We start from the raw sequence: 17725 nt of genomic DNA on the forward strand, positions 1-17725 counted from the left end.
AGCCACTCCTGGCTAATGTATTAACCGAAAGCCGAGTTATGAGTGAACTCCCACCCATGTGGGTGACAAGGCGTTCAAGGAGGCGAGCCGTCCGGTGAGATCCAGCCCCACGGGTCGCCATCTGCGCCTGGGCGCCGAGCTGCGCAAGCTGCGTGAAGGCGCCGGCCTCACCGCCACCCAGGCCGGTCGACTCCTCGGCGTGAAGCAGAACCAGGTCAGCAACATGGAGGCAGGCCGCGTCGGCGTGAGCGCGGAGAGAATCCGGTTCCTGGCGGACAACTACCAGTACAGGGACATGAAGGTCGTCGAAGCGCTCTGCGGTATGACCGCCGACCGTACCCGTGGGTGGTGGGAGGAGTACCGGGGCGTCCTGCCCACTCCACTGCTGGATCTCGCCGAGGCCGAGCATCACGCGGCAGGGCTGCTCACCGCTGTGACCGTCCATATCCCCGGCCTGCTCCAGACCCCGGAGCATGCCCAGGAGATCTTTCATCAGGACGCGCCGGAGCTCTCACCTCATGAGATCGAGCACCGCGTCTCGTTCCGCATGCAGCGGCAGAACGTGCTGCACCGCGACCCTCCCACTCCTCAGCAGGTCGTCATTCATGAGGCCGCGCTGCGCATGCAGTTCGGCGGAGCACAGGTTGCGCGGCACCAGCTGGAACACCTGTTGACGACGAGTGAACTCCCGCACGTCGAAATACGGGTGATTCCCTTTTCGGCAGGCGCCTTTGCCGGGTCGGGACAGTCGATCTACTACGTCCACGGGCCCGTGCAACAGCTCGACAGTGTCAATCTCGACCAATCGCACGGGCCGGTGTTCCTGGACGCCGAAGACCAACTGGCCAAGTACCGCGTCCTGCTGAAAAGGATCAGGGACATCGCGCTCCCTCCTGAACAGTCAAGACAGTTCATCCACAACATCGCTCGGAGTCTGTGAGGTACACGATGTCCGTACTCGGCTGGCAGAAGTCTTCCTACTGCGCACAGGGAAACTCCTGCATACACATCGCCGCCGACCACGGCGCGATCGCCCTCACCGAGAGCGGCGACCCCGGCGGCGCGATACTCCGGACCAGCCCGTCCGCCCTGGCCGCACTCCTCCGTACCGTCAAGGAGTCCCACGACCGTGGCTGACACCACCTCCTGGTCACACCTCAACTGGACCCGCGCCGCACCCGATGACATGGAGGGCCCCGGGCCCTGGATCGAGATCGCCTTCGGCCCCGAGGGCTCGGTCCACCTGCGGGATTCCAACGACCGCGGGACGGTGGTGACCACCACGGCGGAGAAGTGGGAGGCGTTCGCCAAGGGGGTCGTGGCAGGCGAGTTCGATCACTTCACCCGTGGCGGAACCGAGTCCACCTGAGCCCCTGGTGAACCAGTCGTTACATTGCGACGAAACGATCAGTGTTGATCACCGGAACGCCACGTTCCTACGCCGTCCGGTCCTGCCGTGCCTAGAGTCCAGGCCGTCAAGACATCGTGAACGAACGGGGAGAACATGCGTGCCATCTCGCGCAAGCTGCAGGTCCTGCTGTCGGCGGGGGCGATGACCGCGGCGGCACTGTCGCTGGCCGTCGCCACCGGCGCACCCGCCCAGGCGGCCACGTACAGCGCGTGCAACACCACGAAGACGGTGTACACCGGCAACTACGAGTACGTGAAGGTCCCCTCCCACTCCAACAGCGGGCTCAGCTGCAACCTGAAGCTCGGCACGGGATCGAAGTCGGCGGTCAAGGCGCTGCAGGACGCGATCATGACCTGTTACTCCGGTACGGCCGCCTACGACGCGATCCGGAACAGCGGTGGTGTCGACGGCGTCTACGGCGCGGGCACCGTCAAGGCCGTCAAGCTGTTGCAGAAGAACCAGCTCGGCTTCACGGGCAGCGCCGTCGACGGCGTCTACGGCCCCAACACGCGGAAGGCCATGTACTGGCAGCTGCTCGGCAAGGGCGGCATCCCCCTGTACCCGTGGATGTGCAAGAACCCGACCCAGGTCTGACGCGCCGCACAGCGACCCGCTGAATCGACACCGCATAGGTGAAGCCGTCCGCCCCGGGCGTCCGTTCCGCGGGGCGGACGGCTTCACCGTTTCCGACCCGCCCCACGCACCACTCGGGTCCGTACCGTCACGGCCGTTGACATCCGTCGGAGGCGATTGCTTGTCTTGACCTCCCAGGAACAAGCGCTTTCAGAACCCGACTTCGGAGCATGCCGGTGGAGATCTCGCGTCGTTCCGTACTGTCCGCCCTCCCCGCCGCCGGTCTGTGGGTCATGTCCCGGTCCCCGCGGGCCGAGGCCGCTTCCCGCCCTTCGCCGGGCGGCGACGGCCTCGAGGTCTCGACGGACGAGGCGCTGAAGGCCCTCCTCGGCAACACCGTGGCGGTCTTCGCCGGCACAGCCGACTCCAACGCCCGGCCCGAAGTGGCGCCCAAGCTCACGGCCGTACGAGCGGCGGCGCAGGACCGGCTGGCACGGATGGCGGGAGCCGGCCAGGACGAGCTCTTCGCCGGACTGCCGCTGGGAACCAGCGACGTCAACCTCAGCACCTCGTACCAGTACCTCTACGAGATCGCCCTGGCCGCCGCGCTCCCCGGAGCCGAAGACCCTGGCACTCCGGGACAACCCGACGCCCCGGCCACCCGGCGCCTGGTCATCGACGGCCTGGCACTGCTGCACGAGAGATGGTTCGGCGACCAGGCGAAGGGCTACTACGGCAACTGGTTCCACTGGGAGATCGGAATCCCGGCCTTCGTGACGAAGACCCTGATCCTCCTGGGGGACGACCTCGCGGCACACCGGCCCGACCTCACCGCGACGTACGTCGCCTCGATGGACGCGTACCTGCGCAACGGCGAGGACGGCGACGTCGATCTGGACTCCCGCTTCCACACCGGCGCCAACCTCGCCGACATCACGACGAACCGGGTCCTCCAGGGCGCCCTCCTCGGCGACGAGGCCCGCATCACCAAGGCCCTCGCCGACCAGCTCACCGTGTTCTCCACCATCGACCCCTACCGGTTGCGCCACGGAGTCACCGACGGCTTCTACGCCGACGGCTCCTTCGTGCAGCACGGCTCCGTCGCCTACACCGGCTCGTACGGCAAGGGACTGCTCACCCGGATCGTCCAGACGATCAAGATTCTCGACGGCACCGGGTATCTGACCGACGACAGCCTGGTCGACGTCGTGCGGCGATGGATCTCCGACAGCTTCGCCCCGCTGATCTTCGAGGGCTGGATGATGGAGATCGTCAAGGGCCGGGCCGTCTCCAGGACCGGCACCGGGTACGCGGACGTGACCGCCGTGGTGGAGGCCGTCGTCGACCTCTCCGCCCACACGGCGGGGGACGCGCGGAACGCCCTGGAGAACTACGTCCGGTACGTCCGGCGCACCTCCAAGGCCGGCCTGACCCCGGTCTCCTTCGTATCCCCGGTCAGCATCGCCCGCTATGCCGACATCGTGGACGTCCCGGGCCCCTCGGAGGACCTCGCGCCCGCCGCCTCACACGCCGCGTTCAACGCCATGGACCGCACCGTCCACCGCCGCCCCGGCTACACCTTCGCCCTGGCCCGCAGCTCCGCGCGCACGAGCATGTACGAGTACATGAGCGGCGAGAACCTGATGCCCTGGTTCCAGGGGACCGGCGCGCACTACCTGTACCTCTCGGGCGTGGACCAGCGCGAGGCCTTCGGAATCGACTACTTCACCGCGGTCGAGCCCCACCGTCTGGCGGGCGTCACCGCCCCGGTGGAGACCCGGCGCACCGTCCCCGAGCTCTACGGCACCCTCTGGTACGACAACCCCGAACGCGGCTTCACCGCCTCCTCGGAGTCGCAGAACGCCTACGTCTACTTCCCCCGTGCCACACACCCGTACTCCGGGGGCGCCCGGCTCGGCGCCTACGGAGCGGCCGGCTTCGTACAGTCCGACGACGCCGCCTACGCCGCACAACAGGCGGGCGAGCTGCCCGAGGACTTCGTCGCCTACCGGGCCGCGCGGGCCACCAGGTCCTGGTTCATGTTCGACGACGAGATAGTCGTGCTCTCGGCAGGTGTGACCGGCCTCGCCGGGCGAGCGGTGACCACGACGGTCGACAGCCGCATCGCCGCTCCCACGTCCGGTATCTCCCTGACCGGAGCGCTCCGCGACGGTTCGCGCTGGGAGCGGACCCGGCCCTCCATCCCGGCCTGGCTGCGCTACGCCGACGAGGACCAGGGGACATCTGTCGGCTACGTCTTCCTGTCCGGCCCGCCCCCCGTCGTCCGGCTCGACACCGTCACCCGCAGCCGGCGCCTCGTACGGACCACCAACCCGGACACCTCGGCGACCAAACAGGTCTTCACGGTCTCCTACGAGCAGGCAGCCGGTGCTCCCCCGGCCGCCATGGCGCACGTCCTCGTCCCGAACGCCACCGCGGAACAGCTGGCCGCCTACACCCGCTCCCACGCGCACGGCCCGCTCACCGTCCTGTCCAACACCACCCGCCTGCAGGCAGTGGTACACACCGGGCTGGGCCTCACCGCCGCGAACGCCTTCACCGCCGGAACGCACAGGGCTGCCGATCTGTCGATCGACGGTCCGGCCTCCGTGCTGCTGCACCGCGACGCCGACGGCACCCGCACCCTCGCGGTGTCAGACCCGACGACGGCACGGCGGACCGTGACGGTCACCCTCCACGGCCGGCCGCTGCGGCTCGTATCGGCGGACCCGGGGGTGCACGTACGCCGCGTCCCAGGTGGCACCCGAATCGAGTTCATGACCCATCAGGCGTACGGGCGCAGTCTCACCACCACGCTCAGCGGGAGCCCCTGAGCGCACCCCGCGGACGCTCGGGGGCGTCCACGGCACCGAATGATCGGTTGCCGGCCCATCAACTCGACCCGGTGAGACAATCCGATGATGATCTCACCCTCCGAAACGATCGACGCCTCGGCCGTCGGCACCTGGAAACTCGGCGATCTGACGGTCAACCGCATCGGCTTCGGCGCGATGCGCCTGACGCAGGACGGCGCGGCCTTCTCCAGAGATTCCAGCAGCGACCGGACCCGCGCGCTGAACGTCCTCCGCCGAGCCGTCGAGCTCGGCGTGAACCACGTGGACACCGCCGCCTTCTACTTCTCTCCGCTGCGGTCCGCCAACGAACTCATCAACAGTGCCCTGGCCCCCTACGCCGACGACCTCGTCATCACCACGAAGGTCGGCCCCGGCCGCGATCCCTCCGGCACCTGGCTCTGGGCCACCCCGGACCAGCTGCGGGGACAGGTCGAGGAGAACCTCCGCCAGCTCGGCCGCGACCACCTGGACGTGGTCAACCTGCGCATCGCCCGCAGCCACGGATCGCAGTCCGTCTCCGAGCACTTCGGAGCCCTGGCCGAGCTCCGCGAGGCCGGACTCATCCGCCACCTGGGCATCTCCAACACCTCCCGGAAGCAGCTCGCCGAGGCCATGAGCATCGCCCCGGTGGTCTGCGTCCAGAACAAGTACGGCATCGACGCACCTCCCGAGCAGCACGAGCTCGTGCGCCACTGCGGGGATCAGGGCATCGCCTTCGTACCCTTCTACGCCATCACCGGGAACGGGCAGGACGGCGGAGGAGCCGACACCGGCGCCGAAGCGCTGCACACCGTCGCCCGCGCGCACGGAGCGACCCTCGCCCAGGTGCGCCTGGCCTGGACGCTCCATCAGGGTCCGCACGTACTGGCCATCCCGGGGACGGGGAACCCGGACCATCTCGCCGAGAACGTGGCCGCCGGGGCACTGCGGCTCACCGACGAGGACCTGGCCCTCCTCTCGGCGTGACCGGCGCCGAACACCGCGCCCGTCTCACCGCGCCGGGTCTCTTCGCGGCCGGTGAAGTAAGAACGAGCGGTCGTTCCCGGTTCGGCGCCCGGCTCGCCTCCGGGTGAGCCGGGCACCGGCGCCGAGTCCGTTTGCCCGCCGCCTGTCTGACGCCGCATCGACCTGAAGCCACCGGCGCACGGAAGGCTCTCGAACAGCGCGTGCGAATAGCCCGTCCGCCGTGAACGCATCGACCGCATCCGGAACCATGGCCACCGTCGTTGCTAGCCGTCACACCGCGTGATACACAGAGTAACCATGCGTACGCAGACGGATCGGCGCAGGAGTCGCAGGTCAGGGCGGCCCCTCCGGTCAAATGTGCGAGATCCGGGTAAAGAGACCCGGGAAGGCGTCGTGCGATGCCGGTTTCATCAGCGAAGATAGAGACCGACCCGTGTCGCACGGCACGGGAGGCGAACTACCCAACAGGGGCGGTGACTTACATGATCCTGGCAGCTGAAAAGGGCGACATCACCACCATCATCGGCGGAATCGCCCCGAACTGGGGGCCGTTCGGGACGCTGGGCAACGAGGCACGCATCATGATCGAAGTAGTGATGGCGGTCGCCATCCTGCTGTGCCTCGGAATCGCGATCTGGGGTGCGGCGAAGCAGCGCATCGGCGCGACAGCCCTCCGCGACACCTTCAGCGCCGAGCAGGGCAAGGGGCTCATCGTGGCCGGGCTGACCGGCGTCTTCATCATCGGATCGCTGGGCACGCTCTTCACCATCGTGTACGGCATGGCTGTCTGACCCCCGGTCAGTCCACGCCTTCGAGGCCCACCCCGGGTCTCGCCTGCTCGCCCCTACCCGTCGTCGTGCCCACCGGCAGAGGTTGCGTCTCCTGATGTCACGTCACCACACCGCGCCCACGCGGAGAACAGCGGCGCTACCGTCGTATCACGAGGCACTGCACACGGCTGAGGGGACGTACGCGGCATGAGCATGGGCGATGAGCGCGGCTACGGCACCGACGAGCCGGGCGGCCGTTCGGACGACGCGTACAGCACCCTCGGCGGCACCCGGCAGACCCGCACCCGCATGCCCGGGGGCGGGGATGACGGGGACCCGTACGGCCGTCGGCCGGCCAGGAACTCACGCTCGCTGATCATGGCGGTGGGCGTGGTGGTCCTGTTGATCGCGGCGATCGCGTTCGCGAACCAGGGCGGGGGCGACAACACCTCGAACGGCGACAGCGGGAAGCGGCCGGAAGCCGCAGGCGCCGATGCCACGGCCGCGACCGGCACCAAGCCGGTCCAGGGCAGGAACGGCACCATCGCCTCGGGCTTCGCCCACGACCAGCAGGGGGCGCAGAGCGCGGCTGCGAACTACGCGGTGGCGTTGGGGTCGGCAGACATGTTCGACAAGACCAAGCGTGACGACATCCTCGACTCGGTGATTGCGCCCCAGTCCATCGACCGGTTTCGGTCCACGCTCGACGCCGCATACTCGATCGACTTCTTCCAGAAACTTGGGCTCAACGACGACGGCACCGCCCCGGCGGGGTTCGCATTCATCTCCCGCACGACACCTATCGGGACCAAGATGACGAAGTCCTCCACAGATGAGGCCACGGTCGAGGTCTGGTGCTCAGGCCTGATCGGCCTCGCAGGCGAGGGGTCGACCAAGCCCGTCACAGATGGCTGGTTCACCATCACGATGGAACTGAAGTGGGTTGATGGCGACTGGAAGGCCGTCACCCACTCGCAAAAGGACGGTCCTGCCCCCGTGGGTGGCGACAACAGGGCTTCCAGCGCGGAAGAGATCGCTGGAGCGGTCAGCGGGTTCGGAGGCTTCACCTATGCCCGGTAAGCCTTGGCGACGCCTGCGGGCTGTCGCTGCCGTCCTGGCCTCACTGCAGGCGTCGCTCATCCTGTTCGCCACCAGAGTGATGGCTGCCCCAAGCCCTACACCCAGCCCTAGCAGTAGCAATAATCCCTGCGACCTCATCTACGGCGCGGCTCGGGACTACTGCGAGGACGGCGAAGCAGGCGCCACCGGCCGCTCCACACCCCCCGTGGACGACGCCCTGGACCCCCTGACCTCCCTCGCCCGCGGCTGCGCCGACGCCGCCGCGTACATCGTGGGCAAGCTCAGCGAGGCCGTCGAGTCCACGGCGACCGTGGACTTCACGAACTCCACCTTCCGCACCCAGTACGCGGTGGTCTTCGCCGCGTCCACCATCCTCACCCTCGTCCTCTGGCTCTTCGCCGTGGCGAAGCGCGCGATCAGGGGCGTGCCGTTCACCACCGCGATCTCCGAGGCCATCGGCTTCCTCTGGCTCACCGTCCTGGCCTCCGCCTTCACCCCGCTCATCCTGTACGTGGTCGTCTCCGCGACCGACGGCGTCACCGAGGTCATCTCCGCCGCGACCGGTGGCCAGTCCGATGTGTTCTTCGGGTCGTTCGCGGAAGCGCTCAAGGAGGGCAAGGACATCGGCGGCGGGCCGATCATGCTGATCGTCGTCTCGCTCGTGTCGATCCTCGCCGCCGGCATCCTGTGGCTGGAACTCGTCATCCGGGCCGCCCTGCTCTACGTGGGCGCCCTGCTGGGTGTCGTCGTGTACTCCGGCCTCGTCGACAAGAACATGTGGGGCCACGTACGCCGCTGGGCGGGCATCATGATCGCGGTGATCATGGTGAAGCCGGTCATCGTCATCGTGCTCGGACTCGCCGGGGCACTCTCCGCCGACGACGGCCCCAACGCCTTCTCGGCCGTCGTCTCCGGCCTGGCCATCATCCTGCTGGCCATCTTCGCCTCCGCCATGATCTACCGCTTCGTCCCCGGCTTCGGCGACGAGATCCAGGGCGCCCGTACCAACCGCAAGCAGGCCACCGACGGCTCGCAGGCCGCCGCGCTGATCAGCTCGCCCGCCGCGCTGGTCTCCCAGGGCATCAAGACCCACAGCGGCCGCGGGGGCGGGGACGGCGGCAACAGCGGGGGCGGCGCCCGCCCGTCCAACCCCGTCAGCGGCGGCGTCGCCGCGCACAGCTCCCGCGGTTCGGGCGGCTCCACCGCCCCGTCACCGCGCAGCGCCTCCGGACCCACCTCCGGCACCCCACACGGCAGCCGCTCCCCGCGAGCCGGCGGATCAGGCAGCACAGGTAACACGAGCTCAGGAGGTGGAGGGCGTTGACGACCCAGGCCCACACGATCGCGCCCCGCCGTACGTACCTCATCGGCCGCGCCCGGCCCAACGCGATCGTCGGCAAGAACCGCGAGACGGGCGAGATCGCGCTGATCATCGCCGGAGCGTTCCTCGGCATGATGAGCGGGCTGCTCATCCCGACGCTCTCCCTGCGGATCGTGGCGCTCGTCGGCTTCCCCATGCTCGCCCTGGCCGTCGTGTACGTCCCCTACAAGGGACGCACCTTCTACAAGTGGTTCGAGATCAACCGCAGCTTCAAGCGCACCCTGCGCCGCGGGACCGCCTACCGTTCCGCCGCCATGGAGGCCGGGATCGGAGCCGACGGGCGTGAGGTGGAGATCGGGCCGCCGCCCGGCATCGGCCGGATCAGCTGGCTGGCCGCGCCGTTCGGGCCGGACGAGATCGCCGTACTCCTGCACGCGGACCGTCGCACCGTCACCGCCGCGATCGAGATCGAGGGCCCCGGAGTGGGCCTGCGCGACAGCGAGGACCAGGAGGCCCTGGTCGACCGCTTCGGCACCCTCCTCAAGCACGTGGCCAACGGCGACGGCTTCGTGACGCGCCTCCAGATGCTGGCCCGTACGCTGCCCGCCGACCCGGACGCCCATGCCAAGGACGTCGCCCAGCGCGGCGACAGGTCCGCCCCGGCCTGGCTCCAGGACTCGTACGACCAGCTCCAGTCCATGGTGTCCACCTCCAGCGAGCAGCACCGCGCCTACCTCGTCGCCTGCATGCACTACACCCGCGACCTGGCCGCCGAGGCCAACGCCATGGCCCGCGCGGTCCGCCCGCAGGGCGGCCGGAAGCTCGACCGGGACGCCGGACTCGCCGTCGTCATGGCACGCGAACTGACCGACATCTGCGCCCGCCTGGCCGAGGCCGACATCCGGGTCAGGCAGCCGCTCGGACAGAGCCGCCTGGCCTCCCTCGTGCACTCGATGTACGACCCCGACCACCCGATCGACCACATCCAGGCCATGACGAAGCGCAACGCCTGGCCGGCCGAACTCGACGCGGTCGAGCCCACGTTCCTCCAGGCCAAGACCCGGGAGTCGACGACCCGGGCCCCGTGGTGCCATTCCACGGCCTGGGTGAAGGAATGGCCGATGACACCCGTCGGCGTGAACTTCCTCGCGCCGCTCCTCGTCCACACGCCCGACGTCATCCGCACGGTCGCCGTCACCATGGACCTCGAACCCACCGAGATCGCGATCGAGCGCATGCTGACGGAGAAGACCAACGACGACGCCGAGGCGAGCCGCCAGGCCAAGATGAACCGCACGGTCGACCCCCGCGACATCGCCGCCCACGGCAGGCTCGACCAGCGGGGTGAAGATCTCGCCAGCGGCGCGGCCGGGGTGAACCTCGTGGGGTACATCACCGTGTCGTCCCGCTCCCCTGAGGCCCTCGCCCGTGACAAGCGGACGATCCGCGCCTCGGCCGGCAAGTCGTACCTGAAGCTGGAGTGGTGCGACCGGGAACACCACCGCGCCTTTGTGAACACCTTGCCGTTCGCCACCGGCATCCGGCGCTGACGAGAGGGCAGTGACGCCATGCGAGATCCTCTGTCCGCCATGTCGGATGCCTTCACCTCCTTCCTCTTCGGCAAGGTGGAGACGACCCGGCTGCCGGTACGCACGTCCACGGGCCAAGCCCAGGCCGTCTATCTGCCGACCGCAGCACCCGGTCTCGGCGACTCCGGCGTGATCATCGGGCGGGAGGTGTATTCGGGCAAGGGATACATCTACGACCCGTTCCAGCTGTACGGCCAGCAGCTGCCGGCCCCGCACTGGCTGGTGCTCGGCGAGTCCGGCAATGGCAAGTCCGCGCTGGAGAAGACGTACGTGCTGCGCCAGCTCCGCTTCCGCGACCGCCAGGTCGTCGTCCTGGACGCCCAGGGCGAGGACGGCGTCGGCGAGTGGAACCTCATCGCGGAGCAGCTGGGCATCACCCCCATCCGCCTGGACCCGACGGCGGCCCTGAACGACGGCATCCGGCTGAACCCGCTCGATCCCTCGATCACCACCACGGGACAGCTCGCCCTGCTCCGCACGATCATCGAGGTCGCCATGGGCCACGGCCTCGACGAGCGCTCCGGCTTCGCGCTCAAGGTCGCCCACGCGTACGTCAACGACACCATCACGGAGCGCCAGCCGGTCCTGATGGACATCGTGGAGCAGCTACGCCACCCGAAGCCCGAGTCCGCCGAAGCGATGAACGTCGACATAGACGACGTACGCGCCTGGGGCCTGGACGTCGCCCTGGTCCTGGACCGGCTCGTCGACGGTGACCTGCGCGGCATGTTCGACGGCCCGACGACGATCGGCATCGATCTCGACGCCCCGCTGATCGTCTTCGACCTCTCCCACATCGACCGCAACTCGATCGCGATGCCGATCCTGATGGCGATCGTCGGCGTGTGGCTGGAACACACCTGGATCAGGCCCGACCGGAAGAAGCGCATCTTCCTGGTCGAGGAGGCCTGGCACATCATCAACTCGCCTTTCGTCGCCCAGCTCTTCCAGCGGCTCCTCAAGTTCGGACGGCGCCTCGGCCTGTCCTTCGTGGCGGTGGTCCACCACCTCAGCGACGTCGTCGACGGCGCGGCCGCGAAGGAGGCGGCGGCCATCCTGAAGATGGCCTCCACCCGCACCATCTACGCCCAGAAGGCCGACGAGGCCAGAGCCACCGGCAAGGTCATCGGCCTGCCACGGTGGGCGGTGGAGATCATCCCGACGCTGACCCCCGGTATCGCCGTATGGGACGTCAACGGCAATGTGCAGGTCGTCAAACACCTGATCACGGAGGCCGAACGCCCGCTGGTCTTCACCGACCGGGCGATGACCGAGGGCTCGGCGGCGGACCTGCTCCCCGAGGACGTACGGGCGGCGGAGCTGGAGGCGGAGGAGCGTGCGGCGCGGATCGAGCACCAGCAACGGCTGAGCGAGTCGTCCGAGTCAACGGTGGCCTGACATGGCGCGTCAGGGGACTTCCGGTGGTTCCGGTCGCGGCGGCGAGGGACAGGGCGGCATCCCGGACGGTCTGCTCATCGGCCTGCTGGTGTTCCTCTTCGCGCTGACGGTCCTGGCCTGGACGGCGACGGGTCTGGCCGGGCTGTTCACACACGGCGGGTGGCCGGACGGCGTCACGTTCATGCGGACGCCACTGGCCCTGCGCGCCCTGGCCGTCGAGCCGACGGACCTGCCCGGCGCCTGGCCCGACACCCCGGCCGCCTCACTCTCCGGGTACGGCCTGTTCTGGGGGCTGTTCATCGGAGAGGTGATGGTGCTCCTGGTCCTGTCGGTCTTCGCGCTGGGTGTGGTGACCCGCTGGCGCATGGTCCGCGAACACCGCCGCGAGGACCGGACGTCCCACGCCCCGGCAGCCGCCACGCAGGAGTCGCCCCCCGTCGAGGCATCCCCGGCGCCCGCCCCGTACACCGCAGAGGCGCCGACCGCGTACGCCCCGCAGCCGCCCGCAGCCCGCGCCCCGCACACCGCCGTGCCCACGCCGGCCCCGTACCCCGCCGACCCGCCCCGTACCACCGCTGAGCCTCCATCGGCCCACGAGCCCGGACCCTCGCCACTGCTCGTGCCCTCGCCGCTGCTCGTGCCCATGCCGCGCGGACCGCATGTCCTCTACGGGGCTTCCGCCGCCCGTCGCCCCACCGTCGTACAGGCCGTCCGGGAAGCCGAGGGCCCCGCCCTCGTGGTGACCTCCGACCCCAGCGTCTGGGCCGAGACGAAGGACGCCCGCAGCAAGCTCGGCCCCGTCCTCGTCTACGACCCCGGCCACCTCTGCGACACCCCGGCCCGGCTGCACTGGGCGCCCACCGCCGGCTGCGACGACCCCACCACGGCGGCCTCCCGCGCCGCCGCGCTGCTCGCCCCGGTCCGTCCCCCGGCAAGGTCCGACGCCGCGGTCGCGGACACCGCACAGACCCTCCTGCAGTGCTGGCTGCACGCCGCCGCGGTGGACGGCCGCCCTTTCCGGCAGGTCCACCGCTGGGCCTCGGGCTCCGGTGGACACGAACCGGTCCGCCTGCTCCGCAGCCACCCCAAGGCCGCCTCGGGGCTCGCCGGACTCCTGGAGTCGGCACTCACCGGATATCCCGAACGCCGCGAGGTGGCGCAGGAACTGACGGTGCGTGCCTTCAGCTCGCTCTCCTCGGTCCACATCCGGGAGGCGTGCACACCGATTCGAGCTGATGCACTTTCCCTGGAATCTTTTGCACGCGAGGGGGGAACGCTCTATGTGGTCGGTGAACCCATCGAGGATCCCCACCACCACCCCGGTGCGATGCCTCTGCTCACCGCACTCGCCTCACACGTGGTCGAGCACGGCCGCCGCATGGCCGCACGGTCAACCGACGGTCGGCTCGACCCACCAATGACGCTCGTCCTCGACGACGTCGCGGCCGTGGCGCCCCTTCCCCAGCTCCCGGAGTTGCTGTCCACCGGACAGGACCAGGGGATGCCGGCCCTGGTCCGGCTCCGGTCCGAGGAACAGGCCCGCGCACGCTGGCAGGACCGCCTCCCGGCTCCCGGCCCGCACTGATCCGGACCTGTCCTGCCAGCGGGCGTCACGGCCGGCACCCCCTTCGCTCAGCCACTCCCGCCGGACAGCGGGCGGCGGATCTCGAACTCCAGCTCCAGCGCGGCCGGGTCACCCTGCATGGGCAGCGTCGCACCGGTCGGCGCGAAGCCGATGCGGCGGTAGGCGGCCTCCGCACGGGCGTTGGCCTCGTGGACGTGGAGCCTCACCCGGGCCAGGGGCGGCCCCGACAAGGACCACGACCAGTCGACCGCCTCACGGAACAACGCGTCCACCACCCCGCGGCCCCGGTGCTCGGGCCGGACGTACACCCCCACCAGGTGGGACTGGTCCATCTCGGCGGCCTCCCCGAAACCGGGTTCGGTCCCCGGACGCTCCACGAGCGCCGACACCGTGCCCGCCCACCCGCCGTCGGGCGCCTCGGCCACGAACTGGCGTACATGCTCACCCGACGCCGCGTTCGCCGTCCGCTCCTGCCAGAACACATCGGGCCGTGCCACGGCATGGTCGTACGTCTCCAGAAAGGCGATCGGGGCCGCCGGGTCGCACAGCGCCGCCAGCCGGATCTCCTTGGCCCGCTCCCAGTCATCGGCCCGCACCGTACGTACGACATAGTCCATGCGCCGATCGTCCCCTGCCGTACCCGGCGCGGCAAACGAGAAAGCGCGGCCTTGCCGACTCCTTGCCGACGCACGTGGGCGGCCGGATGTCAGCCGTCCAGCGACATGGCGTTCTTGGCCCGCCCGACGGACTCCTCCGAGGCGGGTCCCCCCGGGTTCTCCGTGGCCAGTGCCTGGTTCACGGCGACGAAGGGGCGCATCCGTTCCTCGTACCGGGCGAATCCCACCGCGTGGTCGTCCGGAGCCGCGGCCAGGGCGCCGGCCAGCACATGGCCGCCCACCAGGGCCAGGCTGGTCCCCTGGCCCGAGAGCGGCGAAGGGCAGTAGCCGGCGTCGCCGAGCAGCGCGATCCGCCCCTTCGACCAGCGGTCCATCCTGATCTGAGCCATGGCGTCGCAGTAGAAGTCGGGCGCCACGCGCGAGGCCTCGGCCAGGCGCCGCCCCTCCCACCGCAGGGAACCGAGCTTCTCCGTGATCATGCGGCGAAGCTCGCCGGGATCCCGGGGCAGCGGCTCCGACTCGAAGCCGAACGCGACCCTCAGCTCCTTGTTCCCGTGGACCGGCATGATGCCGAAACCGATCCCCCCGTCGCTCAGCCACACCTGCCAGTCCTCCAGGCCCAGGAAGTTGTCCGCGCTGAAGACGGACAGATAGCTGCCGAGGTGGTGCGCGAAGTCCTCCTCCGGCCCGAACTCCAGCCGTCGCACCGTCGAGTGCAGACCGTCCGCCCCGATGACCAGGTCGAAGACCCGGGACGGCGCGTGGGCGAAGTCCACCCGCACACAGGAGTCGTCCTCGTCGAGCGCGGTGACGGTGTCCCCGAAGAGGTACTCCACGTCCTCACGGGTGCGTTCGTACACCAGCCGCACCAGATCGTCCCGCAGCACCTCGATGTCGTCGCTGTCGAGACGGCCGCTGCTGTACGTCGCCTCGGTGGAGCGGTGGATCTCCCTGCCCTCGGGATCGAGCACCGACATGCCCCGCATCCGGGTCCGCACGGCCCGGGCCTCGGACAGCAGGCCCATCCGCTCGACCACCTCGAGCGCCACCCCCCGGACATCCACGGCCTGCCCGCCGGACCGCAGCCCCGCCCCGCGTTCGACGACCGTCACCGCGAAACCGTGGCGGTGCAGCCAGTAGGCGAGCGCGGGACCGGCGACCCCACCACCGGAAACCAGAACAGTACGCATCACAATCCCCTCTCGTACGCCGTACGCTCAACGCGTCCGGGCTGAATGTACGGCGTACGCGCAGGCTGCTCAACGCCCGCACACACGGCCTGACCTAGGACAGAGCCCGCCGCGGAACCAAGCGCGCTGGTACCGTCTGCACTAGTACAGGTCAAGCCGAGAGGGAGTTGTGGCGGAGCTCACACCAGGGCAGGACGGGCCGCCTTATCTGCGCATCGTCGCGGAGATCCGCAGGCGCATCACGGAGGGCCGGCTCGCCCCCGGCGACCGTGTGCCCTCGACCCGCCAGGTCGCCGCCGAGTGGAACGTCGCCCTCGCCACGGCCACCAAGGCCCTCACGATGCTGCGCCTGGAGGGACTGGTCGAGGCACTCCCACGCGTCGGCACGGTCGTCGCGTCGGCGCCCACCCCCGCGCCGACGGCCCCGGCCCGCGGACACAGGCCCCCGGCCGACCCGCCCGCACACGAGCTGACCACCGAACGCATCGTCCGCACCGCTATCGACATGGCCGACGCCGAAGGCCTGGCCGCCCTGTCCATGCGGGGCATCGCGGCCCGCCTCGGCGTCGCCCCCATGTCGGTGTACCGGTACGTCCCCGGCAAGGACGAGCTCACCCTGCTCATGGCCGATGCCGCCTTCGGCGAGGAGGCCTATCCCGCCGACGTACCCCGGGGCTGGCGGCCACGGCTGGAGCTGGGCGCACGCACCCTCTGGTCCCTGCACAGGAGTCATCCCTGGCTCGCCCAGCTCTCCTCGCTGACCCGGCCCCTGCTCGTGCCCCGCCTCATGGTCCACGGGGAGTGGATCCTCAGCGCCCTCGACGGCCACGGCCTGGACCACACCACCCTGTTCAACATCCATGTCCTGCTCTACAGCCACGTCCAGGGACTGGCCGTCCACCTCGAACGGGAGGCACAGGCCGCCGCCACCACCGGACAGACGGACGAGGAGTGGATGGACAGCCGCGCCCACGCCCTGCAAGGACTCGTCGACTCCGGGCGCTTCCCCACCTTCACCAAGGTCGTCGGCTCATTCGGCGACGGCTACGACCTCGATCTCGACGCCCTCTTCGAGCTCGGCCTCACCTCGCTCCTCGACGGGCTGGCACCCGTCATCGAGAGCACGACGAGACGCTGACACCGCCCGGCCGGCAGGGGTCGGTCCGGCACCGGTCAGCCGACGACCAGGACGAGCTTGCCCCGCAGGGTCCCGGCTTCGCCGACGCGGTGCGCGTGCGCCACCTCGCTCAGGGGGAAGGTCCGGCCGACCTGAACGGAGAAGCGTCCCGCCTCCACCATCCGCGCGACATGTCCCAGGGCGTACAGGGCGCGGCCCGCGTCGCCTCGGCTGAAGCGGACGCCCGTCAGCCTGGCACCCTGGAAGTCGGCGACCGTGATCACACGCTCAGGCGTACCCGCGAGTTCGACCAGCTCGGGGAGGACGCCGCTCCCCGCGACATCCAGCGCGAAGTCCACCCCCGCCGGAAGGATGGCCCGCACCCGGTCCGTCATGCACTCGCCGTACGCCACCGGCTCGGCCCCGAGCGAGCGCAGATCATCGTGCGTTCCGGCACTGCCCGTACCGACGACCCGAACTCCACGCTCCCTGGCGAGTTGGACAGCCGCACGCCCCACGCTGCCGGAGGCACCGTTGACGAGGAGAGTGCTGCCCACAGTGGCATCCATGCCCGCAGCGACGCCCAGTTGGTCGAGGGCACGGGCCGCGGTCTCGGCCGCCGCAGGAATCGCGGCGGCCTGCGCGTGGTCGAGCAGGGCCGGAACCGGGACCCAGTCCGAGAGCACAGCGAGCTCCGCCTGGGCGGCCCCGTACGGTGAGACGCCAAAGACCCGATCGCCGACCGAGACACCGGAGACGGCTTCGCCGATCTCGTCGACGACGCCGGCGGCCTCGTAGCCCAGGGTCTGCGGCAACTCCTGGTCCAGCAGCCCTTGGCGCTTCTTCCAGTCACTGGCGTTGATCCCGGCCGCGTGAACCCTGATCCGTAGCTCGCCCGCACCAGGGTGAGGATCGGGGAGCTCAACGATCTCGAGAACCTCCGGGCCGCCGAAACGGCTGAACCGTGCTGCCCTCATGGCGCACTCCTTCCATGGAAGAAGTGGCGGATCATCCGGACACCGCGTGTGTGCGTGCTCCCCGGTCGGCATCCTGCCCCGCCCTGAGCACGTTTCTACTCCGATAGCTCGACGATACGTCATGGGCGGGCAGGCCAGCGGGTGGACCGCAGCTCGTGGGGCCGGCCTCCAAAGGTACCCGGAACGCAGAAAAGCCCCGTGCCACAAGGGCACGGGGCTTTCCCGGAATAATTGTTCGGCGGCGTCCTACTCTCCCACAGGGTCCCCCCTGCAGTA

The 17725-nt window shown here is 69.7% G+C and carries 16 protein-coding genes; 13 read left to right on the top strand and 3 right to left on the bottom strand.

Going from position 1 to position 17725, the window contains the following annotated elements:
- The first annotated feature begins 58 nt into the window (after positions 1-58).
- The 12 genes from ACGFNN_RS15855 (at position 59) to ACGFNN_RS15910 (ending at position 13548) form a co-directional block, all read left to right on the top strand.
- Positions 59-940 (top strand): helix-turn-helix domain-containing protein, encoded by an 882-nt coding sequence (locus tag ACGFNN_RS15855; protein WP_393556186.1) that lies wholly within the window; start codon positions 59-61, stop codon positions 938-940.
- An 8-nt stretch (positions 941-948) separates the two neighbouring features.
- The gene (locus tag ACGFNN_RS15860; RefSeq protein WP_393556188.1) at positions 949-1137 is read left to right on the top strand and encodes a DUF397 domain-containing protein; all 189 of its coding nucleotides are present in this window, start codon (positions 949-951) and stop codon (positions 1135-1137) included.
- Positions 1130-1369 (top strand): DUF397 domain-containing protein, encoded by a 240-nt coding sequence (locus tag ACGFNN_RS15865; RefSeq protein ID WP_393556190.1) that lies wholly within the window; start codon positions 1130-1132, stop codon positions 1367-1369. The genes ACGFNN_RS15860 and ACGFNN_RS15865 overlap by 8 nt, the downstream gene beginning before the upstream one ends.
- A gap of 135 nt (positions 1370-1504) precedes the next feature.
- Positions 1505-2005 carry a peptidoglycan-binding protein gene (locus ACGFNN_RS15870; RefSeq protein ID WP_393556192.1) on the top strand — a complete coding sequence of 167 codons (501 nt, stop codon included), beginning with the start codon at positions 1505-1507 and terminating at the stop codon, positions 2003-2005.
- A gap of 215 nt (positions 2006-2220) precedes the next feature.
- Entirely contained in the window at positions 2221-4818 is a 2598-nt protein-coding gene (locus ACGFNN_RS15875) for a polysaccharide lyase family 8 super-sandwich domain-containing protein (protein ID WP_393556194.1), read from the top strand.
- A gap of 84 nt (positions 4819-4902) precedes the next feature.
- Positions 4903-5805: an aldo/keto reductase gene (locus tag ACGFNN_RS15880; protein ID WP_393556196.1), complete on the top strand. Its 903-nt coding sequence runs from the start codon at positions 4903-4905 to the stop codon at positions 5803-5805.
- 482 nt (positions 5806-6287) lie between these two features.
- Entirely contained in the window at positions 6288-6596 is a 309-nt protein-coding gene (locus ACGFNN_RS15885; protein ID WP_014047394.1) for a hypothetical protein, read from the top strand.
- A 186-nt stretch (positions 6597-6782) separates the two neighbouring features.
- Positions 6783-7655 (top strand): hypothetical protein, encoded by an 873-nt coding sequence (locus ACGFNN_RS15890; RefSeq protein ID WP_393556198.1) that lies wholly within the window; start codon positions 6783-6785, stop codon positions 7653-7655.
- Complete coding sequence (locus ACGFNN_RS15895; RefSeq protein ID WP_393556200.1) at positions 7645-8979, top strand: hypothetical protein; 1335 nt, start codon at positions 7645-7647, stop codon at positions 8977-8979. The genes ACGFNN_RS15890 and ACGFNN_RS15895 overlap by 11 nt, the downstream gene beginning before the upstream one ends.
- Positions 8976-10526: an SCO6880 family protein gene (locus ACGFNN_RS15900; RefSeq protein WP_362674972.1), complete on the top strand. Its 1551-nt coding sequence runs from the start codon at positions 8976-8978 to the stop codon at positions 10524-10526. The genes ACGFNN_RS15895 and ACGFNN_RS15900 overlap by 4 nt, the downstream gene beginning before the upstream one ends.
- A gap of 18 nt (positions 10527-10544) precedes the next feature.
- Entirely contained in the window at positions 10545-11963 is a 1419-nt protein-coding gene (locus tag ACGFNN_RS15905; protein WP_362674973.1) for an ATP-binding protein, read from the top strand.
- A gap of 1 nt (position 11964) precedes the next feature.
- The gene (locus tag ACGFNN_RS15910; protein WP_393556202.1) at positions 11965-13548 is read left to right on the top strand and encodes a type VI secretion protein; all 1584 of its coding nucleotides are present in this window, start codon (positions 11965-11967) and stop codon (positions 13546-13548) included.
- Between the two features lie 47 nt (positions 13549-13595).
- Here ACGFNN_RS15910 and ACGFNN_RS15915 read toward each other — a convergent pair whose 3' ends face one another.
- Positions 13596-14165: a GNAT family N-acetyltransferase gene (locus ACGFNN_RS15915; RefSeq protein WP_393556203.1), complete on the bottom strand. Its 570-nt coding sequence runs from the start codon at positions 14163-14165 to the stop codon at positions 13596-13598.
- Between the two features lie 89 nt (positions 14166-14254).
- Positions 14255-15355: an FAD-dependent monooxygenase gene (locus ACGFNN_RS15920; protein WP_393556205.1), complete on the bottom strand. Its 1101-nt coding sequence runs from the start codon at positions 15353-15355 to the stop codon at positions 14255-14257.
- Between the two features lie 169 nt (positions 15356-15524).
- Here ACGFNN_RS15920 and ACGFNN_RS15925 point away from each other — a divergent pair, with 169 nt between their 5' ends.
- Positions 15525-16493, top strand: a complete 969-nt coding sequence (locus ACGFNN_RS15925) for a GntR family transcriptional regulator (RefSeq protein ID WP_393556207.1) — start codon at positions 15525-15527, stop codon at positions 16491-16493.
- Between the two features lie 35 nt (positions 16494-16528).
- Here the strand turns inward: ACGFNN_RS15925 and ACGFNN_RS15930 are convergent, their stop codons facing one another.
- On the bottom strand, positions 16529-17449 hold the full coding sequence (locus ACGFNN_RS15930) for an NADP-dependent oxidoreductase (protein WP_393556208.1): 921 nt from the start codon (positions 17447-17449) through the stop codon (positions 16529-16531).
- Between the last annotated feature and the right edge of the window lie 276 nt (positions 17450-17725).

It is taken from the genome of Streptomyces sp. NPDC048590, from assembly GCF_043199535.1.
In the GTDB taxonomy this organism is placed as follows: Bacteria; Actinomycetota; Actinomycetes; order Streptomycetales; family Streptomycetaceae; genus Streptomyces.